22 protein-coding genes and 3 pseudogenes are annotated in these 24,335 nt (G+C 63.3%); 15 read left to right on the top strand and 10 right to left on the bottom strand.

All coding sequences use genetic code 11. From position 1 onward, the window contains the following. Positions 1-22: 22 nt before the first annotated feature. The 11 genes from AB9K34_RS04595 to AB9K34_RS04645 all read left to right on the top strand — a co-directional run bounded on the left by AB9K34_RS04595 (position 23) and on the right by AB9K34_RS04645 (position 12,329). Positions 23-1,321: an amidohydrolase family protein gene (locus tag AB9K34_RS04595; RefSeq protein WP_369953255.1), complete on the top strand. Its 1,299-nt coding sequence runs from the start codon at positions 23-25 to the stop codon at positions 1,319-1,321. Positions 1,322-1,349: 28 nt separating this feature from the next. Then, on the top strand, positions 1,350-2,249 hold the full coding sequence (locus tag AB9K34_RS04600) for a LysR family transcriptional regulator (RefSeq protein WP_369953256.1): 900 nt from the start codon (positions 1,350-1,352) through the stop codon (positions 2,247-2,249). Between the two features lie 255 nt (positions 2,250-2,504). Then, positions 2,505-3,221: a GntR family transcriptional regulator gene (locus AB9K34_RS04605; protein ID WP_369953257.1), complete on the top strand. Its 717-nt coding sequence runs from the start codon at positions 2,505-2,507 to the stop codon at positions 3,219-3,221. A gap of 93 nt (positions 3,222-3,314) precedes the next feature. Beyond that, positions 3,315-4,178, top strand: coding sequence for a xanthine dehydrogenase family protein subunit M (locus AB9K34_RS04610; RefSeq protein ID WP_369953258.1), 864 nt, complete (start codon positions 3,315-3,317; stop codon positions 4,176-4,178). Then, complete coding sequence (locus tag AB9K34_RS04615; RefSeq protein WP_369953259.1) at positions 4,175-4,672, top strand: (2Fe-2S)-binding protein; 498 nt, start codon at positions 4,175-4,177, stop codon at positions 4,670-4,672. Before AB9K34_RS04610 ends, AB9K34_RS04615 begins: the two co-directional genes overlap by 4 nt. Next, positions 4,669-6,981 (top strand): xanthine dehydrogenase family protein molybdopterin-binding subunit, encoded by a 2,313-nt coding sequence (locus AB9K34_RS04620; protein WP_369953260.1) that lies wholly within the window; start codon positions 4,669-4,671, stop codon positions 6,979-6,981. Before AB9K34_RS04615 ends, AB9K34_RS04620 begins: the two co-directional genes overlap by 4 nt. Further along, entirely contained in the window at positions 6,978-8,012 is a 1,035-nt protein-coding gene (locus AB9K34_RS04625; RefSeq protein WP_369953261.1) for a GTP-binding protein, read from the top strand. Before AB9K34_RS04620 ends, AB9K34_RS04625 begins: the two co-directional genes overlap by 4 nt. Before the next feature lie 326 nt (positions 8,013-8,338). Further along, positions 8,339-9,268, top strand: coding sequence for an amidohydrolase family protein (locus AB9K34_RS04630; RefSeq protein ID WP_369953262.1), 930 nt, complete (start codon positions 8,339-8,341; stop codon positions 9,266-9,268). 31 nt (positions 9,269-9,299) lie between these two features. Then, complete coding sequence (locus AB9K34_RS04635) at positions 9,300-10,244, top strand: amidohydrolase family protein (protein WP_369953263.1); 945 nt, start codon at positions 9,300-9,302, stop codon at positions 10,242-10,244. Between the two features lie 81 nt (positions 10,245-10,325). Then, the gene (locus tag AB9K34_RS04640; protein WP_369953264.1) at positions 10,326-11,717 is read left to right on the top strand and encodes a UbiD family decarboxylase; all 1,392 of its coding nucleotides are present in this window, start codon (positions 10,326-10,328) and stop codon (positions 11,715-11,717) included. 27 nt (positions 11,718-11,744) lie between these two features. Beyond that, positions 11,745-12,329 (top strand): UbiX family flavin prenyltransferase, encoded by a 585-nt coding sequence (locus tag AB9K34_RS04645; RefSeq protein ID WP_369953265.1) that lies wholly within the window; start codon positions 11,745-11,747, stop codon positions 12,327-12,329. Here the strand turns inward: AB9K34_RS04645 and AB9K34_RS04650 are convergent. The 5 genes from AB9K34_RS04650 to AB9K34_RS04670 all read right to left on the bottom strand — a co-directional run bounded on the left by AB9K34_RS04650 (position 12,326) and on the right by AB9K34_RS04670 (position 16,501). After that, complete coding sequence (locus tag AB9K34_RS04650) at positions 12,326-13,237, bottom strand: DMT family transporter (protein WP_369953266.1); 912 nt, start codon at positions 13,235-13,237, stop codon at positions 12,326-12,328. The genes AB9K34_RS04645 and AB9K34_RS04650 overlap by 4 nt on opposite strands. A 121-nt stretch (positions 13,238-13,358) precedes the next feature. Beyond that, a complete protein-coding gene (locus tag AB9K34_RS04655) occupies positions 13,359-14,141 on the bottom strand; it encodes an ABC transporter permease (protein WP_369953267.1) in 783 nt (260 codons plus the stop codon). Position 14,142: 1 nt separating this feature from the next. After that, a complete protein-coding gene (locus tag AB9K34_RS04660) occupies positions 14,143-14,934 on the bottom strand; it encodes an ABC transporter ATP-binding protein (protein WP_369953268.1) in 792 nt (263 codons plus the stop codon). Positions 14,935-14,936: 2 nt separating this feature from the next. Then, positions 14,937-15,920, bottom strand: a complete 984-nt coding sequence (locus AB9K34_RS04665) for an ABC transporter substrate-binding protein (RefSeq protein ID WP_369953269.1) — start codon at positions 15,918-15,920, stop codon at positions 14,937-14,939. Between the two features lie 197 nt (positions 15,921-16,117). Next, positions 16,118-16,501 (bottom strand): DUF6522 family protein, encoded by a 384-nt coding sequence (locus tag AB9K34_RS04670; protein WP_369953270.1) that lies wholly within the window; start codon positions 16,499-16,501, stop codon positions 16,118-16,120. Between the two features lie 11 nt (positions 16,502-16,512). Between AB9K34_RS04670 and AB9K34_RS04675 the strand changes: the two are divergent. Beyond that, a pseudogene (locus AB9K34_RS04675) lies at positions 16,513-17,203 on the top strand (IS6 family transposase). A 264-nt stretch (positions 17,204-17,467) separates the two neighbouring features. On the opposite strand, the gene AB9K34_RS04680 reads toward AB9K34_RS04675, so the two are convergent. Genes AB9K34_RS04680 through AB9K34_RS04695 form a run of 4 tightly spaced genes read right to left on the bottom strand, consistent with a single transcriptional unit; the run spans position 17,468 to position 21,451 of the window. After that, on the bottom strand, positions 17,468-19,054 hold the full coding sequence (locus tag AB9K34_RS04680) for a tripartite tricarboxylate transporter permease (protein WP_369953271.1): 1,587 nt from the start codon (positions 19,052-19,054) through the stop codon (positions 17,468-17,470). Positions 19,055-19,063: 9 nt separating this feature from the next. Beyond that, positions 19,064-19,687, bottom strand: coding sequence for a hypothetical protein (locus AB9K34_RS04685; protein ID WP_369953272.1), 624 nt, complete (start codon positions 19,685-19,687; stop codon positions 19,064-19,066). Next, on the bottom strand, positions 19,684-20,622 hold the full coding sequence (locus AB9K34_RS04690; protein ID WP_369953273.1) for a tripartite tricarboxylate transporter substrate binding protein: 939 nt from the start codon (positions 20,620-20,622) through the stop codon (positions 19,684-19,686). The genes AB9K34_RS04685 and AB9K34_RS04690 overlap by 4 nt, the downstream gene beginning before the upstream one ends. Positions 20,623-20,662: 40 nt before the next feature. Then, positions 20,663-21,451 carry a GntR family transcriptional regulator gene (locus AB9K34_RS04695; RefSeq protein ID WP_369953274.1) on the bottom strand — a complete coding sequence of 263 codons (789 nt, stop codon included), beginning with the start codon at positions 21,449-21,451 and terminating at the stop codon, positions 20,663-20,665. A gap of 97 nt (positions 21,452-21,548) precedes the next feature. Between AB9K34_RS04695 and AB9K34_RS04700 the strand changes: the two genes are divergently transcribed. The 3 genes and pseudogenes from AB9K34_RS04700 to AB9K34_RS04710 form a co-directional block, all read left to right on the top strand. Beyond that, positions 21,549-23,210 (top strand): gamma-glutamyltransferase family protein, encoded by a 1,662-nt coding sequence (locus tag AB9K34_RS04700; RefSeq protein ID WP_369953276.1) that lies wholly within the window; start codon positions 21,549-21,551, stop codon positions 23,208-23,210. Between the two features lie 23 nt (positions 23,211-23,233). Beyond that, positions 23,234-23,680: a GAF domain-containing protein gene (locus tag AB9K34_RS04705; RefSeq protein WP_369953277.1), complete on the top strand. Its 447-nt coding sequence runs from the start codon at positions 23,234-23,236 to the stop codon at positions 23,678-23,680. Positions 23,681-23,804: 124 nt separating this feature from the next. Then, a pseudogene (locus tag AB9K34_RS04710) lies at positions 23,805-23,912 on the top strand (IS6 family transposase); the annotation flags it as partial. Positions 23,913-24,048: 136 nt separating this feature from the next. On the opposite strand, the pseudogene AB9K34_RS04715 reads toward AB9K34_RS04710, so the two are convergent. After that, positions 24,049-24,335: pseudogene (locus tag AB9K34_RS04715) on the bottom strand (DDE-type integrase/transposase/recombinase); the annotation flags it as partial.

A 24,335-nucleotide genomic window follows, 5' to 3' on the forward strand; every position in this document is an offset into this window, starting at 1 on the left:
TTTCAGAACAAAGGACCTGGACATGGGCACCGTCGGCGATCAGCTTTCATTCTTTGCGGCCAACCGTGAACGGCCGATCCTGCTGGCCGGGGGGCGCATCATTGAGGCCGAAGGCCAGGTCGAGCAGACCGATATCCTGATCGGTACCGACGGCCGGATCGCCGCCGTCGGTCCAGACCTGCCGCCACAGCCCGAGGCGGTGCGCATCGACGTATCGGGGAGCCTGGTGTCCCCGGGGTTCGTGGACATGCACCAGCACCTGGACAAGACCGGCGTGCTGCGGTTCACGCCCAACCCGTCGGGCACCTTGCAGGGCGCGCGCGAGGCCTTTGCCAAATATGCCAGGACGGCGGGGCCGGAGGATATCACCAGGCGGGCCTCTCAAACCATGTCGCGTTGCCTGTCGCGGGGCACGACGGCGATCCGCAGCCATGTCAATGTCGACAAGGATGCCGGGTTCAACGGGATGGAGGCGCTGGCGCGGCTGCGTCAGGCCTGGGCCGAGCGGATGACCCTGCAACTGGTGGCCTTCATGACGCCGCATCCGGGTCAGGACCTGGACTGGCTGCGCGAGAATATCGACCCGGCGGTGGGCTTCGCCGATGCAGTGGGCGGGACGCCCGCGGTCAGCGAGGACCCGGGCCGCTACATGGATATCATATTCGACGCCGCCGCCCGCGCGGGCAAGCCCGTGGACCTGCACCTGGACGAGCATCTCGATCCCGGGCACCTGCACATGGAGGCGGCGCTGGACCGGGTGGAGCATTACGGGATGCAGGGGCGCACGGTGTTCAGCCATATCTCTGTCCTGAGCGCGATGGAGCCGGAGGCGGCCCGCGCGATCATGGACCGGATGATCGCGCTGGAGGTCGGCGCGGTGACTTTGCCGGCGGCGAACCTGTACCTGCAGGCCCGCGACCGGGCGATGCTGCCGCCGCGCGGGCTGACCCGCGTGGCCGAGCTGTTGCGCAGAGGCGGGCAGATCGCCACCGCCTCGGACAATATTCAGGACCCCTTTGTGCCGACCGGATCGGGTGACATGCTGGAAATTGCCCGCTGGACCCTGCTGGCCGGGAACCTGATGGCGGATGAGCTGTTCGACGTGCACCGGATGATCACCGATATTCCCGCCGCGCTGATGGGGCTGGGCGGGGATTACGGGCTGCGCGCGGGGGCCTGGGCCGACCTGGTGCTGACCGATTGCGAGGATGCCGATACGCTGGTGGCCGGTGGCCCGATGCAGTCGCGGGTCCTGGCGCGTGGTCGGCTGGTGTCGGAAACCGCCACGGTGCTGCCGCAGGCGCTGGCCGGGGCCGGGTAGGGCAGCGAGGCGAACGGGGGGCGGGGTCTTGAACGTCACCTTGCGCCAGATCCGGGCCTTTCTGGCCGTGGCAGAACTGGGCCGGTTCAACCTGGCGGCCGGCGCGCTGGGGCTGACCCAGGCGGCGGTCAGCCTGCTGATCAAGGACCTGGAACAGGAACTGGGCGTGCGGCTGTTCGACCGCCATACGCGCAAGGTGCAGTTGACCGACATCGGCCATGATTTCCTACCCCAGGCTCGCAAGGCGATGGAAGACCTGGACATTGCTACGCGCAATGTACGGGAACATGTCCAGTTGAAGAAGGGCAAGGTCGTCATCGCCAGTTCGATCATCTTTTCCGCCTCCACGCTGCCCGCCCTGATCGCGCGTTTCATTGCGCGGCATCCGGCCATTTCGGTCGAGCTACGCGACATGCCCGAGGAAGAGATCCGTCCGGCACTGATCCGCGGAGAGGCGGATCTTGCGCTGGGGACGCTGCTGGACGATGACGCCGAAATCCTGTCGCAGACGGTCGGTCAGGACCGGTTGACCCTGACCTGTCGCGACGATCATCCGCTGGCCGCGCGGCAGGCGGTGGGCTGGGCAGAACTGGCGGACCAGAACCTGATCGTGCTGGCGCGCGAAAACCCCCTGCGCCAGATCGTCGAGCGAACGATGATCGGCGTCGCGCCGGATTTCGGCCCGGCCTATGACGTTCGCTTTTCCACCACCGCGATCGGCATGGTGGCCGCCGGTCTGGGGGTGACCGTACTGCCCGAAAACGCGATGGAGCTGAGCGTGGGCGCGCGGGTGCGCTGCGTGGCGCTGAAAGATCCGCTGATCACCCGCGATATCTGCGTGATGCAGCACAAGGGGCGCAGTCTTTCCCCGCCTGCCGAACAACTCAGGGCGCTGATCCTGGAAGCCTTTCCGGGTGCCAGTGCCTGACCGCCGTTTCCCGGCCCGCCCGACTTGAAACCACCTGACCCGACACCACCAGAACCGTGGGCCGAGTTTCTGGTCTGCCTGCTCCCGCCCCGCTGGGCGCGGAGCTGATTCGCCTGCCCCATCCCGAGCGGGTGCGGACCCGGAAAGGGGTGGATCGTTTCGGTATTATAATTATGATAAATATAGATAATTATGATATTGTTGACAAAATATTCTGCGCGGTCTAGCCTTTGTCCAATGACAGATGAGGTTGCAGTGACCAAACCCCAGTTCCGCAGAAAGGCCGCAGCCAAGACAGAGCTCAAGAGCGGGCTTGCCGCTGAAGAGCGCGTCTTTGCGCAGGTCGTCGAGGCGGTGCAGGATCAGCGCCTGAAGGCCGGTGACCGGCTGGTGGAACGCGAACTGGCCGAGGCGGCGGGCGCCAACCGGCAGGCGATCCGCAACGGGTTGCTTCGCCTGGTCAATGCCGGACTGGTCGAGACCAGCCGCAACAAGGGCGCCCGGATCGTCCGGCTGAGCGCAACAGATGCCGAGCAGGTCTTCGAGGCGCGTATGGTGGCCGAAACCGGACTGCTGCACCGGCTGGCGCGGACCTATACCGCCGAGGCGGGCGCCCGGTTGCAGGACATCCTGCGCGCCGAGGGGGCCGCCTATGAAGAGGGCAACGTCGTCGAGGCGCGGCACCATTCGCGGCTTTTCCATATGGAAATGGGTCACCTGGCGGGCAACCGGCACCTGTCGCGCCTGCTGGATGACTTGATCAACTGCCAACCGCTGCTGATGTCGCACCGACGCGGGCGGCCCTCGGAATTCTCGGGGCACAACCTGCATATCAAGACGCTGGCCGCCCTGGCCCGCGGCGACGGGGAGGAGGCAGTGCATTACAACAACCAGCTCCTGTTGGCGCTGAAATCGGAAATGCTGCTCGACATCAAGGCGAGCGAAGACACGGACGGGTCGCCTGCGGCCTGAAGAGACCACCCGGCGAAGCCCCTTTCAAGGATTAGCGGCCATCACTCAACCGCCAGCGGCACGATAGGTGCGCTGCGATCTGAAGGAGGCCAAATGCGACGCTTTGCCTATCACGAACCATCGACCCTGGAAGAGGCCTCTGGCCTGCTGGTCGAACTGGGCGACAAGGCCCAGGTGCTGGCCGGTGGCACCGATCTCTTCGTCGAGATCCGCGAGCGGCTGCGCGATGTGTCTGACGTTGTGAACATCAAGAAGATCCCCGGCATGACCGATATCACCTGGGATCCGGCGGTGGGGCTGACCTTTGGCGCGCTGGTCACGGCGCGGCAGCTGGAAACCCTGCCGGGCGTGCAGCGGACCTATCCGAATTTCACCGAGGCGCTGCGCCTGCTGGCCTCAATCCAGGTGCGCAACCGGGCCACAGTGGTCGGCAATCTCTGCCGGGCCTCTCCCTCGGCCGATACCATCCCGCCGCTGATTGCGGATGGGGCGATCATCCATATCTACACGCCGAAGGGGATGCGCCGGATGCCGCTGGCCGATTTCTTTGTCGGTCCCGGCCGTACCCGGCTGGAACGCGGCGATATCGCCACCGGCATCGTGGTGCCGGCCCCGGCCCCCGACAGCGGGCGCAGCTATCTCAAGCTTGGCCGCCGCAAGGCGATGGAACTGGCCACGGTGGGCGTGGCGGTCAGCCTGAACCGCGACGGCGACATCTGCACCGATGCGCGCATCGCGCTTGGCGCGGTTGGGCCGACGGTGCTGCGCGCCGGGGCCGCCGAGGCGCTGCTGAAGGGCCAGAAAATCACCGAGGAGCTGATCGCGCGGGCGGGGGAAAAGGCAATGGCCGAATGCACCCCCATCAGCAACGTGCGCGCCAGCGCCGATTACCGCCGCAGCATGGTGGGCGTGCTGACCCGCCGTGCCGTCAGGACCGCAATGGAGGCGACCCAATGAAACAGATCGTGGAACTGACCATCAACGGAGACCCCCACAGCCTGGCGGTCGAGGGGCACCGGTCGTTGCTGGACACGCTGCGCGAAGAGGCGGGGCTGACCGGCACGAAAAAGGGCTGCGACGTGGGCGATTGCGGTGCCTGCACGGTGATCGTTGACGGCAAGCCGGTCAATGCCTGCCTGGTGCTGGCGGTCGAGGCCCAGGGCAGCAATGTCGAGACCGTCGAGGGGATGCAGCAGAGCATCGACATCCTGCACCCGCTTCAAGATGCCTTCATGCGCCACGGCGCCTCGCAATGCGGGTTCTGCACGCCGGGCATCCTGATGATGGCGCGGCAGCTGATCGAAGACAACCCCGATCCCAGCGACGCGGAGATCCGCTTTGGTCTGAGCGGCAATATCTGCCGCTGCACCGGCTATACCAAGATTTTCGACGCCGTGCGCAGCGCGGCGGCCGACATCCGCGCCAAGCGCGCTCAGGAGGAAACGGCATGAACAAACCCGCCAAAACCCTGACAAATGCGTTCACCACCATCGGCAAGAGCGTCAAGCGCGACGACGTGATCGAGAAGGTCACGGGCGAAGGCGCCTATGTCGCCGATCTGAAACCGACCGGGATGCTCTACGGCAAGATGAAAAGGTCGGAGGTGGCCCATGCCAGGATCACCCGCATCGACGTATCGAAGGCGCTGGCCTATCCCGGCGTCAAGGCGGTGCTGACCCACAAGGACGTGCCGCGCGTGCTGCATCACGGCTCGCCGCACCCGCGGTCGATCTCCTGCACGAAGGACCAGTACATCCTGGACGACAAGGTGCGGTACTGGGGCGAGGGCGTGGCCGCGGTGGCCGCGATCAGTGAAGAGATCGCCGACGAGGCGCTGGACCTGATTGAGGTCGAATACGAGGAACTGCCCGCCGTCTTTACCCCGGAAGAGGCGATGAAACCGGGCGCGCCGCAGATCCACGAGGTCGGCCCCGGCGGCAACCTGGTGCAGGACCCGGTGCATGTGGAACGCGGCGATGTCGACAAGGGCTTTGCCGAGGCGGATTTCATCCTTGAAGGGGAATATTCCGGCGGCCGGCCAATGCCGGGTTACATGGAACCGAATGTCTGCCTGGCCGATTGGGATGGGTCCGGCAAGCTGACCTTCTGGACCTCGACCCAGAGCTCTTTCATGGTGCGGGGCATCCTGGCCGAGGTGCTGGGCCTGCCGCGTAACAAGGTGCGGGTGCTGGTCGATCACATGGGCGGCGGATTCGGCGCCAAGCAGGACTGTTTCCAGCATGAATTCCTATGTGCGCTGCTGGCCCGCGCCACGCGCAAGCCGGTGCGGATGGAGTTCACCCGGCGCGAGACCTTTCTCGCGGGGCGGTCTCGCCACCCGTTCAAGCTGTGGCTGAAACAGGGGTTCCGCAACGACGGCACGATCACCGCGCGGGACATGCGGATCGTCTATGAATCCGGTGCCTATGGCTCTCACAGCCCGGGGGTGACGACCGTGGGCACCAATTCGGCCACCTCGCTCTTCCGGTGCGACAACGTGCGGCTGAACGGGCGCGCGGTCTATACCAACACGCCGATTGCCGGCGCCTACCGGGGCTATGGCGTGGTGCAGACCTATTACGCCCTGGATATCCAGATGGATGAGGCGGCGGAGCGGCTGGGCCTGGACCCCGCCGAGCTTAAGCTGAAGAACGCGGTGCGCGAAGGCGATATCGCGCCTTCTGGCCACCCCATCGTCGGGCACGGACTGGAGGCCTGTATCGAACATGGCATCCGCGTCTTTGACTGGCCGGCGGTGCGGCAGCGGTCGCACAGCCCTGATCCGGCGGCGTCGCATCTCCGCAAGGGCTGGGGCCTGGGCTGTGAAATGCATGGTTCATCCGCCTATCCGGGGATCAAGGAACAGGGCAACGCGATCATCAAGATCAACGAGGATGGCTCCGTCACCCTGATGACCGGCGCGGCGGGCCTGGGCACCGGGGCGCATACGGCGCTTGCGCAGATCGCCGCAGAAGAGCTGAACATGCCGTTTGAAAGCGTGTCGGTGGTGCATGGCGATACCGATGCCGTGCCCTGGGACATCGGCGCCTTTGCCAGCCACACCACCTACCTGGTGGGCAGCGCCACCCGGATGGCCGCCGCCGAGGCGCGCGCCGGCATCCTGCAACGGGCCGCCGAAAAGATGCAGACCACGGCCGAGGCGCTGGACATGGTCGAGGGGCGCATCTTTCTGCGTGCCAGCCCCGACAGCGGGCTGACCGTGGCCGAGGCGATGGGCCCGACACCGGGCATCCCGTCGGCCAATATTCTGGGGCGGGGCACCTATGAGCCGACCAAGTCCTATTCCTTTGCGGCGCATTTCGTCGAGGTGACGGTGGACACGGAAACCGGCCTGGTGACGGTGGACCGGGTGGTTCCGGTGCATGACGTGGGCAAGGTGATCCACCCGATCGCCGCCGCCGGCCAGATCGAGGGCGGCATCCAGCAGGGCATCGGCCATACCCTGACCGAGGATTACATCATCGACACGGAAACCGGCCGGTCGCTGAACGCGGGGCTGGTGGATTACAAGATGCCGCTGTCGATGGACATGCCCGACATCGACACCGTGATCCTGGAGGCGGCCCCCGATCCCGGCGGCCCCTGGGGCGCCAAGGGGGTGGGCGAGGACCCGATCATCGCCATTGGCCCAGCCATCGCCAACGCGATCCATGACGCCATCGAGGTGCGGTTCCGCCATTACCCGATCACCCCCGAAGACATTCTGAATGCCCTCAACGAGAAGGAGCGCCAATCATGATGAACGTTCACGAGATCCCCAAAGACAAGCTGCCGATCACCATCCTGACCGGGTTCCTGGGGTCGGGGAAAACCACCCTGCTCAACTACATACTGACCGAAAGGCACGGCTACCGCATCGCGGTGATCGAGAACGAGTTCGGCGAGGTGGACGTGGACAGCGACCTGGTGCTGGCCTCGGACGAGGAGATCTACCAGATGCAGAACGGCTGCATCTGCTGTTTCGTCGACGTGCGCAACGACCTGATCGACGTGATGAAAAAGCTGCTGGCCCAGAAGGACAAGTTCGACCACATCATCGTCGAGACCTCTGGCCTGGCCGACCCGACGCCGGTGGCGACCGCCTTTTTCGCCGATCGCAGTGTCGCGGACGAGGTCAACCTGGATGCCATCGTGACGCTGGTGGATGCCAAGCACATCGACCAGCACCTGTATGATCCGGTGCTGGACGGGCGCGACAACCAGGCGGTGGACCAGATCGTGGCGGCGGACCGGATCATCGTGAACAAGGTCGACCTGGCCGACGAGGGCGGGCTGGTCAAGCTGGAAAGCGACCTGCGGGGGCTGAACCAGACCGCGGAGATCATGCGCTCGGAGTTCGGGGTGGTGGACCTGAACAACATCCTGAACGTCAACGGCTTTCAGCCCTCCTACGTCAAGGAGCGCGCCGAGATCCTGCAGATCGACATGGAGGCGGACGACGACCAGCACCACCATCACGGCCACCTGCACGATGAAACCGTGTCCTCTGTCAGCATGACCTTCGACCAGCCCTTTGTCCTGGACAAGCTGCACGCGGTGCTGACCTCCTTCCTGGAGGAAAAGGGGCCGGCGGTGTTCCGCACCAAGGGCATCCTGTCGGTGGCCGGGGAAGACCGGTTCTATGTGCTGCAGGCGGTGCACCAGCTCTTTGACCTGCGCCCCGATCACCCCTGGCAGGACGAGGAGCGCCGGTCGAAGATCGTGTTCATCGGGCGCGACCTGGACCGGGACGAGATCGAACGGAAACTTGCCTCCTGCCTGGTTGACTGACTCCTCCCTCTCCTCCGGCTCTAGGTAGGTGAACGGCCCGCGCGACCGGCGCGCGGGCCGTTTGTTCTGTTTGAAATTATAATAAAAACAATTGGTTGAACGATTTTTTTGTTGACCCTCGCTGCGTTCGGGTCTAGGATGGAACAAGAGTAGAAGCGCAGCCAATTGCTCACCAACCCATTGAGAGGTGAGGCTGCGATGTCGACATTCCCCGCTTTCCCGAACCGGATCGGCCCTGACGGGGCCAGTCCCCGCGCGACCCCGACCGAGCCGGTCGCGGGCGGGCCCGGCATTGCACCCAGGCACCTCGTTCCAGGAGGTTCCTCATGATTATCGACCTGAGTTGCTATCCGACGGATCTCGTCGATCTGGCCTGGCGCCACGACGGCGAGCCCTTCACCGGAGAGCGGCTGCTGAAGATGATGGACGGCCCGTTCTATGTGAACGGCAAACCCCGTCGCGTCGACAAGGCGTTCATCCAGCCGCCGCAGGGCAACACGATCTACACCCACGGCATCCACGAAAAGGAAGGCAAGGCCGCAATCCGCGAATACATGGGCTATACCGAAAAGATGGTCTGTGAACATCCGGACCGTTTCATCGGTTGCTTTGTCTACAACCCACGCTACGGCACCCAGAACGGCGCCGATGAAATCGAACGCTACGTCAAGGAGTTCGATTTCAAGATGGTGCAATTGCAGGCCAACATGCATGCTTACCGCCCCGACCGGGCGCTGGACTGGTTGCGCCCGGCAATGCGCGTCTGCGCCGACCTGGGCATCATGGTCAAATTGCACACCGGCGACGGGCCCTATTCGATCCCGACCGAATTTGTGCCGATCATCCGGGAATTCCCCGAGGTGGACTTCATCCTGGCCCATTTCGGCGTGCAGACCGGCGGTGTCTACACCTTCGAACCGTTCCAGATGGCGATGGACGAACCCAATGTCTACGCCGAAAGCGGCTGGTGCCTGCAATCGCGGATCGTCGAATTCGCCAAGGAACTGCCCAAACACAAGATCCTGTTTGGCACCGATACGCCGCCCAACGAACCGGGCATGTGGATCAACCTGCTGGAGGTGTTGTGCCACGAGCCGCCGCAGGGCCTGAACCTCGATGAGGACACACTCGAGGATTACCTGGGCAACAACACCGCGCGGATGATCGGGCTGGAGCCGACCGCGCCGCCGAAATCCGTGGCCGAGGCAGAGGCCTATCTGCGGGACAACGGCGTCGTGCTGGAACCGGCAGAATAAGCCGCCCAAAGACTTTCCGAAGGAGACCAAGATGATTATCGACACCCATCTTCATCCGACCAACCTGGTGGACGAGGCGTGGCGCCATACGGGCGAACCCTTCACCGGCGAGCGGATGCTGAAAATGATGGACGGCCCCTACATGATCAACGGCAAGCCGCGCCGGATCGACATGGGTTTTATCCAGCCGCCTCCGGGCAACACCGGCTACCGCGACGGCAACCGCATGGGCCGCGAAGGCATTCGCGACTACATGGCCTATGTGTCCGAGCTGTGCCAGAAATACCCCGACCGCTTCATCGGCAACTTCAATTACAACCCGCGCTGGGGCCCGGATAACGGCGCCAAGGAGATCGAATTCCACCACAAGGAATACGGTTTCAAGATGATCAAGCTGCACGCCAACATGCATGGCTACCGGCCTGACAGGGCGCTGGACTGGTTGCGCCCGGCGATGGAGATGTGCGCCAAGTACAATATCGTGGTGTTGATCCATACCGGCGACGGGCCCTACACGATCCCGACAATGTTCTATCCGATCATCCGCGAATTCCCGATGGTCAACTTCATCATCGGCCATTTCGGCATCCAGACCGGCGGCAACTACAGCTTCGAGGCCTTCTGGATGGCAATGGACACGCCCAATGTCTATTGCGAAAGCGGTTGGTGTTTCCAGTCGCGGATCGTCGAGTTCGCTCAGCAGTTGCCGAAGGACAAGATCGTCTTTGGCACCGACAGCCCGCCCAACGATCCGGGCATGTGGCTTCGCGAGCTGGAGGTGCTCTGCCACGAGCCGCCGCACGGGATGAACCTGTCGGAAGAGGATCTCGAAGGCTACCTTGGCAACAACATCGCCAAGCTGGTGGGGATCGACCCGACGCCGCCGCCGCGCGATGCGAAGGACGCACAGGCCCGCCTGACGGATACCTATGCGGGCGTCGACCGCGCCACCGGAAAACTGCTGGAACCGGTCTGACACGGACCGGGCGGCGCCAGACACTGGCGCCGCCCTCCAGCCACGCCACCCTTGACCTGATCGAAGCCGGGGACGCCTGCGATGCTCATGACCGAAACCCAGAATTTTCATCCGCAGGATGTCCGTCACTTCCTGGCCGAATATACCGCAGGGCATCCCGGTGACGTGATCGAGATCGACCAGCAGGTGTCTGACGACCAGGACGCCACGGCGTTGATCTGGGCTCTGGCAGCGCAGGGACGGCAGCCGCTTTTGCGGCTCAACAAGGTGGCACATCTGGATATGCCGGTCCTGTGCAATGTCTTTGGATCGCGACAACGGATCGCCCGGCTGTTTGGCACGGATGAACCGGGACTGCATGCAGAATACCAACAACGATCCCGCGCGGCGGTACCGCCGCGGCTGGTCGAAGATGGCCCGGTCCTGGAACGGATGATTTCCGGCGAAGAGGTCGACCTGAACCTGTTGCCGATGCTGCAGCATTTCGAAACCGACCGTAAAAAATACATCACCTCGGGCATGATCCTGGGCGAGAACCCGGAGAGCGGGATCGGCAACCTGTCCTATCATCGCGCGATGATCCACGCCAAAAATCAACTGGCCACTTCGCTGCATTCGCGCGGCCACCTGTGGCGGCTGCTGAACATGTCCAAGGAACTTGGCAAGCCTATGCCGGTGGCGATGATCATCGGAGGCCATCCCCTGTTCATGCTGGCCGCATCGGCGCGGTTGTCCTTTGAAGAGGATGAACGCGACATCGCCGGTGGGCTGATGGGCGCGCCGCTTGAGGTGGTCAAGACACCGAAATACGGGATTCGCGTGCCAGCCCATGCCGAAATCGTGCTGGAAGGCGTGATAGACCACGAGGCCACGGTCGAGGAAGGGCCGTTCGGCGAATTCACCGGCTATTCCTCTGACCGGTCCACAAACAACCTGTTCACCGTGGAAACCATCCTGCGCCGCAACGCGCCGATTCTGGTCAGCGTGGCGGGCGGCAACTCCGCCGAGCACCTGAACCTGGGCCGCATCCCGCGCGAGGCGGAGATGGTCGAGAAGCTGCGGGCGCGCTTCCCCTCGGTGACGGCGGTGCATTACCCGGCCTCGGGGACGCATTTTCACGCCTACGTCGCCATAAACCAGAGCCGCGAGGGCGAGGCCCGGCAGGTGATGCTGGGGTTGCTGGGCTGGGACCAGTACCTGAAGAACGTGATCGTCGTGGATGCGGACGTGGACATTACCCGCGACGAGGAAGTGCTCTGGGCGGTGTCCAGCCATTTCCAGCCGCACCGGGACGTGGTGATCGTCGAGGGGCTGCCGGGCAATGCGCTGGACCCCTCGGCCAGCGGCATCGGCACCACCTCGCGGATGGGGCTGGACGCGACGCGTGGCCCGGATTTCCACGGCACCCGCGCCCGGATCAGCCCCGAGGCACAGACCCGCGCCGCGGCCCTCTTGCAGGGGCTAAGCGGGTAAACGACAAGGCAGGAAAGGAGACCGGGGATGACAGAGCCAAGACGCATGATCGTCGGAATCTCCGGCGCATCCGGAGTGGTCTATGGCAAGCGGATGCTGGAAGTGCTGCGCGCGCTGGAAATCGAGACGCACCTGGTCATGTCCAATGCCGCGCGCATCACGATGGCGCATGAATGCGATTTCACCGCCGCCGACCTGGAGGCGCTGGCCGATCACACCCATTCCAACAAGGACATCGGCGCTGGCTGTTCCTCTGGTTCTTTCCGGACGATGGGCATGGTGGTGGCGCCCTGTTCGGTCAAGACGATGGCCGAGATCGCCAATGGCACCACCTCGAACTTGCTGTCGCGGGCGGCGGACGTGGTGCTGAAGGAACGGCGACGGCTGGTGCTGATGCTGCGCGAAACACCACTGCACCTGGGCCATCTGCGCAACATGTCGGCGGTGATGGAAATGGGGGCGATCATCTATCCCCCGGTGCCCGCCTTCTACACCCGGCCGCAGTGTCTGGACGAGATGGTGGACCATACAATAGGGCGGGTGCTGGACCTGTTCGATCTGGACGCCGGCACGGTCAAGCGCTGGACCGGCACCCAGGCGGCGCGGGCCTAGCCGCGCGCGTGCAGGGGCCTGTCGGCCCCGGCGGCGCGCTGGCTCTTGCGGATCACGAGGTAGAGGCCGGAAATCACCAGAGCCGTGCCAAGCGCCGAGAGCGGCGAAATCGTTTCCCCGAAGAACAGCCATGCCTGCAGCATGGCCAGCGGCGGCACCAGGTAGAAATAGCTGGTCACGCGCGCGACCTGGTCGCGGCGGATCATGACCATCAGCAGGCTGATCGCCAAGACGGAAATCCCCAGCACCAGCCATGTCATGGTCAACACCAGTGGCCAGCTCAGCGTCACTTGCCGTGTTTCGAACAGCAGCATCAGGGGCAGGGTGGCCAGCAAGGCGCCGACGTATTGCACCGTGGTTCCCGCCAGCACCGGCACGTCGCCGCCGCAGCGCTTTTGCAGGATGGTGCCCAGCGAGATCCCCAGCAACGCCAACAACGTCGCGGCAAGGCCGGGACGGTCCAGCGTACCCTGTCCGGACAGCGCCCCGGCACCGGAGACCACCAGCAGGATCCCGGCAAAGCCCAGGGCCAGCCCGGCGATTGTCGCGCGCGACAGGCGCTCATCCAGCCAGAGCCAGCCCAGCAGCGCGGTCAGGATCGGCTGCATCCCGACGATGATCGCCACCAGCCCGGCGGGAATCCCGCGTGAGATGCTGTAGAACACGCCGGCCAGGTAAGCGCCGTGGATCAGCACGCCGACCAGCAGTTGGGCGGGCACGTCGCGCGCCGCCAGCAGCCGCTTGCGCCAGATCAGAAGCCCGGCGCCGAACAGCACCAGCACCAGCGCATAGCGGGTGACCAGCAGGAATAACGGCTCCATATAGGGCAGGCCAAATTTCGCGCCGATGAATCCGGTGCTCCAGATCAACACGAAGAGAAAGGGGATCAGGCGGGTCAGGCTTGGCATGGGCGGCGGTCCATTCAGAGGCAATGTGGGGCAGGGAGTGGGCAGAGGGTGGCGGCGCAAAAGCAATGTCCCGGCCTGGGGAAACCGGCCGGGACTGCTGCGTGGGGCGTTGCGCCCTGCGTCAGTTGTTGTCGCGCGGCAGGCTCCACGGAAAGAAGATGCGTTGCGTCTGGGCGATGATCTGGAACAGCGTCAGCGACATCAGCACCAGGATGCCCAGCCCGGCCCAGGCCTGCGGGATCTTGAACAGCGATGTCGAGAACTGGATGAAATAGCCAATTCCCTTTTCCGCCGCCACGAATTCCGCCACCACCGCGCCGATCACCGACAGCGTCACCGAGATTTTCAACCCCGAAAAGATATAGGGGATCGCATAAGGAATGCGGATCTGGGTGAATTCGCGGATTGCCGGCGCCTTCAGCGAATGGCTGAGCTCGATCAGTTCCTCCGGTGTCGCCTTCATGCCGGTGGTCATCGAGACGACCAGCGGAAAGAAGGAGATCATGAAGGTGATCAGGACGCGGGACATGTCGCCGGACCCCATCGTCACGATGATGATCGGCGCCACCGCGACGATCGGCGTCGACTGGATCACAACCAGCAGCGGGTAGATGCCGCTGGACACCAGTTTGAACCGCGTCAGCAGGATCGCTAGCGGCAGCGACACGATGATGGCCGTCACGAAGCCCAGCATGGCCACCCGCAGCGTCGCCCAGGCATGGGCCAGCCAGCGCGTCAGAGTCACCGCGTCAAAACCTTCCAGGATCCGGCTGGGCGCCGGCAGTAGGAAGGTGGGGATGGAAAAGACGCGGGTCGAGGTTTCCCATAGCACGAGGATGATCAGGAAGGTCAGTCCGGGCAGCAGCCCGGGCACCCGGTTCACACGAGTCAATGTTGCCGTCATGTCATGCCACCTTCTTTGTCATCAGGATGTCGCGCAGGTGGGATACCAGGTCCTGCATCTCTGTCAGGCGCATGGAATCACCGGTGCGCGGTCGCGGGGCCGGAACCCGCAGGTCTTCGGCGACATGGGCACCTGGGCCGTGGCTCATCACGATGATCCGGTCGGCCAGGAGAACGGCCTCGACGATGGAATGGGTGATGAACATCACGGTCTTGCGGTGCTTTTGCCAGATGTTCTGCAACTCGTAGCCCATTTCCTCGCGGGTCAGGGCATCGAGCGCCGAGAACGGTTCATCCATCAACAGGATGTGGGGGTTGTGCAGCAGGGCACGCGCGATGCCGACCCTTTGCTGCATCCCCCCGGACAATCGTCCGGGGCGACGGTTTTCAAGCGAGGCCAGGCCCACCAGTTTCAGTAGCGCGCGCGCGCGCTCTCGCTGGTCCGTGGTGACGCGGCCGAACTTGTGCTTCATCGGAAAGACGACGTTGTCCTCCAGCGTGGCCCAGGGCAGTAGGGTCGGCTTCTGAAACACGATTCCGATGTCGTCGCGCGGTTCGGCCACGGGTTCCCCGTGCACCGATACGATCCCGGCGCTTGGCTTCAGCAGCCCGGCGACAATGCGCATCAGTGTGGACTTGCCACAGCCCGAGGGGCCAAGGACGGCGATGAACTCGTGATCGTTGATCGCCAGGTTGACGTGTTGCAGGGCGACCAGTTCACCGGCCCTGGTGTCGAATGTCATCTCGACATCGGTGAATTGGATGGCCGGAGTGACGGTTGCTTGTTCGACCATTCTCAGTTCTCCGGCATGAAATTGCGGTTGACCACGGATTCGGGATCAAGCGCATCCGCGTCCAGGCCCTGGGCGGCAGCAACACGGTCCCAGGTGGCTTTCAGGCGTTCGGGTTCAAAGGCGCCGAGACCGTCCCTTTCCGTCACCTCGTTAAAGATCAGGCCGATCGCGTCCTGCAGCGATCCCATCGCGGTGGGGTGGTCCAGTTCCGGCACCGCGTCGTTGACGGCCTGGGCGGCGTCCTGCGGGTTCTCGCGCATGTATTTCACCGATTCCAGCAGGGCGGCGACAAAGCGGCGGGCCACGTCGGGGCGTTCGGCCAGGAACTTGTCAGAGGCCACGATTGTACCGGAGTACATCACCAGACCGGCATCGGCCCAGGGCAGTACGATCATTTCGCGCCCGGCATCCTCGACCTGCCGGGTGTAGCGGGTCACATCCGTGATCCAGGAAATCACTGCATCGGTGCGGCCGGTGACCAGCATCGGGTTCAGCGCGCCGGGGTCGGTCTTGGTCAGGGTGATGTCATCCATCGTCAGGCCGTTGTCGTTCAGCACCAGCGGCAGGTAGACATTCGACGAGGTAAACGGAGAGGTGACGAGGTGCTTGCCCTTCACATCCGCGAATTTCTCGATACCGTTGCCTCTGAGCGTGAAAAAGGCGTGCGGCCCCTGATTATAGTAGGACATCACGGCGGTCACCGGCAGGTTCTCCGTCACGCGGGCCGCCATCAGCGCGCCAATGTCGGCATTGCCGATGTCGGAGGATCCCGTGGCCAGCTTGGTCAGCGATTCCGAAGAGCCGCGCCCGGTTTCCAGCGACACGTCCAATCCGGCATCTTCGCAGAAGCCGCGTTCGAGGCAGACGAAAATGGCAGCCTTATCGCCCCCTGGCAACCAATCCATCTGGAAGGTGACCTTGTCGGCGGCCTGGACGGATGCCGCCCCGGCGAGGAACATCGCGGTTGCTATAACGATAACCTTCATTAGTTTTCTCCCTGTCGTTGGTCGCAAAACGCACGAGCCGACGACCTTTTTGAGCCGATTTGAAACAGATCACCGTGTGGGAATGTTGAGCAGTTGCGTTGGCGACCCCATCAACATGTTTCCCTGGGCAATCTGCACGAATACAGAGCAATTACCAAAGTCCCAGAGGGCCAAGTTCGCTTCTACTCGAAATCATGCTACCATGTAATCTTCAATTCTGGAAGAGAAATTTCCGAATTGTCAACAATATCAAACCGTCTGGATTGGAAAAATCTGCGGGTTACCTTGGGTAAGTTTAGGGAAACGCTGGAAAAATCTCGGCCGGCTTTTCCTGTCCGAAAAACCGGCCCCGTAAGGGGTCTGAGGGGCCTTGTGACCGGGGAATCAGCGAGGCGCACGGGGTGCATTGCGCGCCGGGCAAAGGCACGTGGAACGGTGAGCTGGGCGTCGGGGGGGCGTCTGCGGGGGAGCTGGGGGACGGTAAAGGTGCGCTTGCCCAGGACCGTGCCCCGGTCGTCGAAGATCAGGTGCAAGGCGCGGCCCTGGCGGCAAAAGGTCAACCGCCAGCGTCCGACATCCACGTCCTTGCACGATGCCTGACCTGAAAGGCTACCGTTTTCCTCGCGAGATCATCGCCTATGTGGTCTGGGCGTATCATCATTTTGCGCTTAGCACGGCGGATGTCGAGGATCTGCTTGCCGAACGCGGCGCAATAGTCAGCCGGGAAATCGTCCGGAACTGGGTGAACCGATTTGGCCGCCATGTCGCCGATTGTGTCAAGCGCGACAGGCCCGGCACCAGTGACAAATGGCACTTGGGTGAAGTTGTTGTCCCGATAAATGGCGAGAAGTTCTGGCTCTGGCGGGCTGTCGACGAGAATGGAACGAGCTCGATATTCTCGTGCAAAAGCAACGTAATGTGAAGACCGCCAGCAGGTTCCTAAAGCGGCTGATCGAACGGTTTGACACTCCGCGGGCCGCGATCACCGACAAGCTGCGCAGTTACATCAGGCCGATCCGCTACCTTGCGCCGAATGCTGATCATTGGGCGCACAAGGGCTTGAACAACCGGATCGAAGGATCCCATCGGCCGACCCGAAAGCGGGAGAAACTCGTGGGACGGTTCAAGTCACCTGGACAGGCGCAGAGATTTCTGGGCGCACATGACCAGATCAATACGATTTTCCGTCCCCGCCGCTACGTTTTACCGCAAAATCCTATCACCATTCCAGAGCCGATACCTTCGATCTTTGGAGAACCTACACATTCGAAATGACCGCCTGACGGGCGTGGGTCAGGCGGATGCAAATAAGTTGGCAATGCCCGTTTCTCGGTTCCCGCCAGCCGCCGCTCCACAAACGCAACACGCTATCGTCGAATTGAAGCCTTCGACGCTTGGAAGGGAGCCGCGAGCATCTGAGGCTCCAAGACAGGCCATTTCGTCGGGGCCAGCGGGTTAAGTTGACAACGTCTTCCAAAGCTGCCGCGGATTTCGGGACGGGTCGTAAAGCCCCTCATGGCGGGTCCTTTCGGAATTGGGGCTCGGGATCAGGCCCGGCGGGTCTGACGCGCCATACGGATCAGAAGGAAGGCCGACAGCGCCAGCATGCCAAGCGCGATCGGCGATTTCAGCAGGAAGAACGGATCTCCGCCCGAGGCGGTGAAAGCCCCGCGCACCAGTCCTTCGAGGGTCGGGGCCAGCAGAAAGCCTATGACGAAAGGCAGAATCGACACGTCCAGCCGCCGCAGGCCATAGCCGATCAGCGAAAAGACTGCGGCCGTCAGCAGCCCCAGATAGCCGCCATCCTGCGTATAGGCCGCTGTTAGCGACACGGTCAGGATTACCGGCAGGATGATCGACTTGGGGATTTTGACCAGATGTCCCAGAAGACCCATCAGCATGCCGCCGAGGGTCCAGTTCCAGACGTTCGCGATGACCATCATGGTGAACATGCCGAAAGCCGTGACGAGGCCCGCGTTCATGATGGTATCGAAGCCCTCGATCTCGCGGATCGGGGTAAACTGGAAAACCTGCGGGCCGAAGGCAAAGTCACCGATGGTTTCCACCGCGAGGATGATAAAGACGGCTGCCGAATTGCCCGGGATCCCGAGGCTCATCACCGGAATGAGGTTGGCGCCCGACACGGCGGAATTCGCGGATTCGGTGGCGACGACGCCCTCGGGCGTGCCCTTTCCAAATTCTTCGGGGTTTTTCGAGGCGCGACGCGCGCTGTCGTAGCTGAGCGTGGCGGCGGTGGTCGTGCCAATCCCCGGCAGCGCGCCGATCACCGTTCCGATGGATGCGCCGCGCAGGATGCCTGGCAGCATCCGCGCCCGTTCGCCCCATGTCAGCTGCGGCCCCATCTCGGGGCGCTCGTTCGGCCCCTCGGCCTGCCCCGTGCGATCGTTGCGCATGTCCTCGATCGATACCAGCACTTCCGAGATCACGAGAACCCCCAGAACCGCCGAGGTCAGCGGCAAGCCGTTGCCAAGTTCAGGCAGGCCGAAGGTCAGGCGCGGGCCGTTGCCGGACATCGACGACCCGATCAGCGACACGAACATGCCCAGCAACCCGCCAAGAAGCCCCTTGAGCGGCGCTTGCCCGACCACGGCCGCCATGAAGCACAGCGACAGGATAATCAGCGCAGATTTCTCGGGCAGGCCGAGTATGCGTTCGACCGCCAGCGCGATAGCAGGTGCCGCGATGAACAATACAAGATCGGAAAAGTTGTCCCCAAGCACCGACGAGAAATGCGCCGTCTGGATCGCCTTGCGGCCTAACCCCTTCTGCGCCATCGGATACCCGTCGAGCGTCGTCAGAAAGGCATCTGGCGTGCCGGGTGTACGAAACAGGATCGCTGGCACCGCGCCACCCACGGTCGCACCTTTCATGATGCCCAAAAGACAGCCCAGCACAGGATAGAGCGCCTCGTTCCCGTATCCGAATATCGAAACGAGGATTGGCAGCGCGATCGCCATGGCGAAGGGCCCGGACATGCCCGGCACCGCACCGATGATGATGCCAATCAGCACCCCGATCAGCACCATGCCGACAGGCAGAAGCCACAAACCATCCTCTGGTCCCTGAAAGACCGAGGATACGCCAAGGCCGATATATTGAAACAGCAGATCCATGCAGGGCCCTCAAAGGTCGGCGTTCGGGGGCAGCTGGATGTCATTCAGCAGGCCGTCGAAGAGAAGGACAAGCCCCGCCACCACGGCCACGGCGATAAGGAAGTGCCGCAGGCTCAGGCGGTGACAGGTGATGCGGATGAACCCGCAGGTCAGCAACACGCCGCCAGCAAAGAACCCCGACACGTCGAATGGAAAGGTTGCCGAGGCTGCGCGATAGCCGCTGAACTCGGTCAGCCCGACGGCATTTGTCAACGCGACAAGGCCCGTCCCGGCCCAATTCATCGCTATTAGCGACAGGGCGGTGAGCACGATGATCTGGCCGAGGTAGAACAGGTTCGACAGGCCGATGTGGCCAACGGGCTCGCCCGTTGAGCCGGCGCGCGGCCGCAGTTGCGACAGGACCAGCAGCACCGCCAGCGGCACCATCAGCCCTACAAGCAACACCGGAAAGAAGGCATCGCCGGGCACGGTGCGCCCAGTGAGGTTTTTCTGCAGAAAGCCGCTGCCGATGTCCCGCGGAAACCAGACCGTCAGGCAAAGTACGACGAAGGCAAGCGTGCCCAGACCAAGCCAGAGGTTCCAGCTTCCACCTTGCCGTATGTCGGCCTGATCTTCCGCAGGACGGCGGCTCATTCCGCGAGGGTCTTCATCATATCGACGTTGGCGTCATAGGTGGTCAGGATCTGCTCGCGCAGCGCCTCGCCCTGGGTGACGATCGGCGCCGGCGGATACTGTTTTTCGATGAACTGGCGGGTTTCGCTCTCTGGGTTGTTCAGGATCTCGGCAACGACGCCAGCGATTTCGTCCCGGATATCATCGGGCAGGCCCGCAGGTGCCGTGATGATGTACTGATAGCCAAGGTTCAGATCGACCCCCGCATCCTTCAGCGTCGGTTTTTCGGGCGCCAGGGCCACAGGGGTGGTTTCCGCCGAGGCCAGAATATTCAGCACGCCGGCTTCGACCAGTGGTTTCTGAACGCCACCGCCCCAGCCGACATTCGCGTCCATCGACACCAGCGCGTTCAACGCACCCTTGCCGCCCTTGGTGCGCAGATGGTTGACGTTGATGCCAAGCGCGCGGGCTACGATTTCGGCGCCCGCTTCGACCTGCGTGCCCCAGTTGGCCCAGACGATCTGTTCGCCTGCGTCGGCAGCGGCTTTCAGATCTTCAAGCGTTTGCCAGCCGCTTTCGGCGCGGGCCAGAACGGCCATCTGCGACCCGGCGGTCGTGGTGATGTAGGTGAAATCCTCGGGCGACAGGTTGTCGCTGTTCATCGGTGCGAAATCATAGGTCGTGGTGATCGCGAAGCCCAAGGTCTGGCCATCGGCCGTTTCGCCCTTCAGCTGGGCGGACATCACCGTGCCATCTTCGCCGGCCTTATTCTCGGGCAGGATTTTCCAGCCGCGCAGGGCTTCGATCTCTTTGGCGAGTGTGCGGCCCTGAACGTCGGTTCCGCCCCCGGCACCATAGCCGATCCACAAGCGGATCGGCCCGTCGGGGTTCCATTCCGCAAAGGCGGGTGCAGCCAGAAGTGTCAGGGCCGCGGTCATCATCAGGGTCTTTTTCATCTCAGTATCTCCACTGTTGTCGTTTATAGAGTATTGTCCGTCACAGGACCGACTTGCGTTCCACCAGTTGCATGGGCCTGTGCCCGCGCGGCAGTTCGAACCGCTGCACGATCTGAAGCCGGTCGTCGCGGTCAAATTCATAGGCATCCCACAGCATCCCGACATGCGGCGCGGCAAGGTCGAGCGCATCGCAGGCGGTGCGCGACAAAAGCTCGGCGCAGGCGGCGTGGCGAACGCGCGCGATGCGGATGCCATAGCGTTCCCAGAGGATCCGGTGATACGACGCCCCGTGCAGCGTTTCCGTGCGGTTGTCGGGCATGTCCTCGGTATATTCGCGACGAATGTAAAAGCTGCTGAAAGCCGGGGACTCGCCCGTCACCCAGACAAGCCGGTCAATCCGCATCACCTCGTCGGCATCGAAATCGGCCAGAAGAGGCCCGAAGGAGGACGTTTGAACCCGGCTGACGCGCAGCACGCGGGTAAATGGCATCATCTCGTCGCCGGTCACCGGGTCGGTGAAGCGATAGATGTGGACCTCTGGCACTTGGTTGCTGGCCTCGGCAATGAAGCTGCCCAGCTTGCGCCGCCGCACCACCAGCCCCTCTTCGACCATCTGTGCCAGCGCCTTCTGCACGGTCGACAGACCTACAGGCAAGGCGGCACAGATTTCGGTTTCCTTGGGCAGATGACCGCCGGGTGCATAAGCACCGGACCGGATACAGGCGGTGAAGGCCTCGGTCAGGCGCTGGTACTTCACCGGCCGGTCCTCGGCCGCTTTCCAATGGGCCAGCAGAGGCTCAAGTGACAACTTGTTGGGCGACATGTTCATATAACAATGCTAATATCTCAGCTTTCAGCTTGTCAACTACGTAGTTAACGATCTAACATCGGAAATATATCAACATTAACGGCAGCGGGACCGAAAGATGAAGAATTGGGCAGTCGCCACCGGGCATCCTCTGGGAACGAAGGCCGCCGAACAAATCCTGCGGGCGGGGGGCAATGCAGTGGACGCGGGTGTCGCCGCCGGGCTGACCCTTGGCGTGGTGCAGCCCGATCTTGTGTCTGTGGCCGGAGTTGCGCCGATCATCATGTATGATGCCGCGACCGGTGCCGTGACCACGCAGGATGGCATCGGCGGCTGGCCCGCCGCGGCGGATGTCGAGCGGATGCACCGCGATCACGGCGACCATGTGCCCGAGGGCATCTTGCGCACCGTGATTCCCGCCGCCCCGGCCAGCTGGATCAAGGCATTGTCCGATCATGGCACGATGACCTTCGCCGACATCGCGCAGGAGGCCCGGGCCGCCGCTCGCGACGGGTTCGAGGTCTATCCCCTATTGGCCGATTTCATCGCCGCGCGCCGCGACAAGTACGCCCGCTTTCCGTCGACTGCCGCGATCTTTCTGCCCGATGGCGAACCGCCCCGCGCGGGTGATATCTTCGTGCAACATGACCTCGCCTGGACGCTCGACCAGATGGTTGCCGCTGAAACCGCCTGCACCGGTGACCGCCGTGCCGGGCTGGCCGCCGCCCGCGCTGCCTTTTACGAAGGGCCGGTGGCCCAGAAGATCACGGCCTTTCATGCGGCGAACGGCGGCTTGCTGACCGCTTCGGACCTGGCAGGCTATGCGGTGCGCAACGAGCCGTCACTGCCCGTCACCTTCCGGGACGCGCAGGTGCATTGCTGCGGCGCCTGGAGTCAGGGGATCTCCATGGCCGAAACCCTTGCGATGATCGAAGCCGCCGGGCCGGAGGCCGCCCACCGCAATGGCCGCCTCGATCTGCACTTCCTGCTTGAGGTGCTGAAGCGCGTCTTTGCGGACCGCGAGGCTTATGTGACCGATCCTGACTATATGCAGATCCCGCCCGAAGCACTTCTGGACCCGACCTTTCTCGCCAACCGGCTGGCGAGCATCGGCCCCACCTCTGACCCTCTGCCCACCCCCGGCCCTGCCCTGATACCCGATGACGACAGAGCCGCGCCCTTCCGTGTCGGCTGTGCCGATACGACCCATGTCAGCGTGATCGACAGCGCGGGGAACATTTTTTCCGCGACGCCAAGCGATCCCAGCTACGATACCGTCGTGATCCCCGGCACCGGGCTGTCGGTGTCGTCGCGCGGGTCGCAGTCGCGCAGTATCCCCGGCCACCTGAACGCGCTGGCCCCGGGCAAGCGGCCCAGGCTGACGCCCAATCCGATCCTGGCGCTGAAGGACGGCAAGCCCTGGCTGGCGCTCGGCACCCCCGGCGGCGATGTTCAGGTGCAGGCGATGATTCAGGTGCTGCTGCATCTTATGGACGGTGGACGCAGCGCCGAAGAGGCCGTGCGCGCGCCCCGCGTCGCCACCTATGCTTTCCCCGGTAGCTTCGCACCGCACAGCGTGCATCCCAACCGGGTGCTCTACGAAGCCGACCTCGACCCGGCGCAGGTCGCGGATCTGCAGGCTCGCGGGCACGAACTCGAAGCCTGGCCTGAAACGACCTGGATGGCTGGCGGCATCTGTCTGGCTATGCGCGACGACACGGGCGTCACGGCCGTCGCCGATCCGCGCCGCGCGGGCTCTGCCGTAACCGGACCCGCCTGAACAACTTTTCGGAAACCGACACCATGACCGACTTGCTTCCCCTGTCCGACCCATCCGTTCCACTGGAAAACGCCTATGCGATCTGTGACGCGACGATCGACAATGGCCTCTTCACCGCGATGCGGTTCCACCCTGACACGATGGAGGTAGAACGACTCTATTCGACCAATACCTCCGCCTATCCGGTGAGCGGGCGCAAGCCCAAGAGGTCTACGCCTTGGGGCGACAAGGTGCTGATCGCGCAAGAGCACAACTGCGGCCACGGCCCGGCCGACATTGCCTGGGCCTTCGACGACCACCAAAAGATTCTTGATCTTGGCCTGCTGGCGGTACTGAACCTTCCGGTCGTGGCCGACGGCCGAACGCTTGGCACGATCAATTACCTGCGCAGCGGTCCTCCATTTACCGTGGAAGAGGTCGCCACCGGCCTGACCCTTGCCGCCGCCCTGGCCAGACGCGGAACACTCTGATCTCGTCACAACGATTCAGCCCCCAGGTGGCGCGTCCATTCGTGGCTTGGTCGATTGCCGGCGTGCTGTGCGTTGTATAAGCCGCGATGGCGCTTTCTGGTGCCGAAGGTGCAAGGATCTGATCCTGCGCGATGTCGAAGACCTGCTGGCAGAGAGAGGTGTGATCGTCTCTTGGGAACGCATCCGCGTTTGGTGCCAACGGTTCGGCACGCAGAGCGCCACCTTGTTCCGTCCGAAGTGCCATTGCCTCTCCGCAATATCCTATCGCCATTGCGGGCTATCGATACGTATGGCTATTTCAGGCCCGGCATTGAGGGTTGTGTCGCAAACTTCGTATTTGATTGAGCGGGCCCGGCAGCCGGATATAGTTATGCTGTCAGCGCGGCAAACACCTGAAAGGCGTTGGCTCCGTTGGCCGGGTTCTGACCCTTGCGGATCATATGGGCCGTCTCGATGCCGACGATGGTCGCCGCGGCCGAGTGGAACGCCTTGAAGCCCATCCATCGTGCGGGCGATGCGCTTGATGAAGCGGTGATCCTGTTCAAGGATGTTGTTCAGGTATTTGACCTGCCGGATCTCGACCGGGCGGCCGTCGCCGGTGAATTTCAGGATCATGTTCACCGCCTGCAGGCCGGCCAGGTTTGCGCCGCTCTTG

The sequence above is a fragment of the Sedimentitalea sp. XS_ASV28 genome, assembly GCF_041224545.1.
In the GTDB taxonomy this organism is placed as follows: Bacteria; Pseudomonadota; Alphaproteobacteria; order Rhodobacterales; family Rhodobacteraceae; genus Sedimentitalea.

Bases quoted from the DNA above. Each gene is read 5' to 3' on its own strand.
- AB9K34_RS04615 (WP_369953259.1), top strand. From the start codon at position 4,175: ATGAAACAGATCGTGGAACTGACCATCAACGGAGACCCCCACAGCCTG.
- AB9K34_RS04665 (WP_369953269.1), bottom strand. From the start codon at position 15,920: ATGAAGGTTATCGTTATAGCAACCGCGATGTTCCTCGCCGGGGCGGCA.
- AB9K34_RS04595 (WP_369953255.1), top strand. From the start codon at position 23: ATGGGCACCGTCGGCGATCAGCTTTCATTCTTTGCGGCCAACCGTGAA.
- AB9K34_RS04700 (WP_369953276.1), top strand. From the start codon at position 21,549: ATGAAGAATTGGGCAGTCGCCACCGGGCATCCTCTGGGAACGAAGGCC.
- AB9K34_RS04635 (WP_369953263.1), top strand. From the start codon at position 9,300: ATGATTATCGACACCCATCTTCATCCGACCAACCTGGTGGACGAGGCG.
- AB9K34_RS04620 (WP_369953260.1), top strand. From the start codon at position 4,669: ATGAACAAACCCGCCAAAACCCTGACAAATGCGTTCACCACCATCGGC.
- AB9K34_RS04630 (WP_369953262.1), top strand. From the start codon at position 8,339: ATGATTATCGACCTGAGTTGCTATCCGACGGATCTCGTCGATCTGGCC.
- AB9K34_RS04655 (WP_369953267.1), bottom strand. From the start codon at position 14,141: ATGACGGCAACATTGACTCGTGTGAACCGGGTGCCCGGGCTGCTGCCC.
- AB9K34_RS04680 (WP_369953271.1), bottom strand. From the start codon at position 19,054: ATGGATCTGCTGTTTCAATATATCGGCCTTGGCGTATCCTCGGTCTTT.
- AB9K34_RS04660 (WP_369953268.1), bottom strand. From the start codon at position 14,934: ATGGTCGAACAAGCAACCGTCACTCCGGCCATCCAATTCACCGATGTC.
- AB9K34_RS04690 (WP_369953273.1), bottom strand. From the start codon at position 20,622: ATGAAAAAGACCCTGATGATGACCGCGGCCCTGACACTTCTGGCTGCA.
- AB9K34_RS04685 (WP_369953272.1), bottom strand. From the start codon at position 19,687: ATGAGCCGCCGTCCTGCGGAAGATCAGGCCGACATACGGCAAGGTGGA.
- AB9K34_RS04695 (WP_369953274.1), bottom strand. From the start codon at position 21,451: ATGAACATGTCGCCCAACAAGTTGTCACTTGAGCCTCTGCTGGCCCAT.
- AB9K34_RS04610 (WP_369953258.1), top strand. From the start codon at position 3,315: ATGCGACGCTTTGCCTATCACGAACCATCGACCCTGGAAGAGGCCTCT.
- AB9K34_RS04650 (WP_369953266.1), bottom strand. From the start codon at position 13,237: ATGCCAAGCCTGACCCGCCTGATCCCCTTTCTCTTCGTGTTGATCTGG.
- AB9K34_RS04640 (WP_369953264.1), top strand. From the start codon at position 10,326: ATGCTCATGACCGAAACCCAGAATTTTCATCCGCAGGATGTCCGTCAC.
- AB9K34_RS04625 (WP_369953261.1), top strand. From the start codon at position 6,978: ATGATGAACGTTCACGAGATCCCCAAAGACAAGCTGCCGATCACCATC.
- AB9K34_RS04645 (WP_369953265.1), top strand. From the start codon at position 11,745: ATGACAGAGCCAAGACGCATGATCGTCGGAATCTCCGGCGCATCCGGA.
- AB9K34_RS04705 (WP_369953277.1), top strand. From the start codon at position 23,234: ATGACCGACTTGCTTCCCCTGTCCGACCCATCCGTTCCACTGGAAAAC.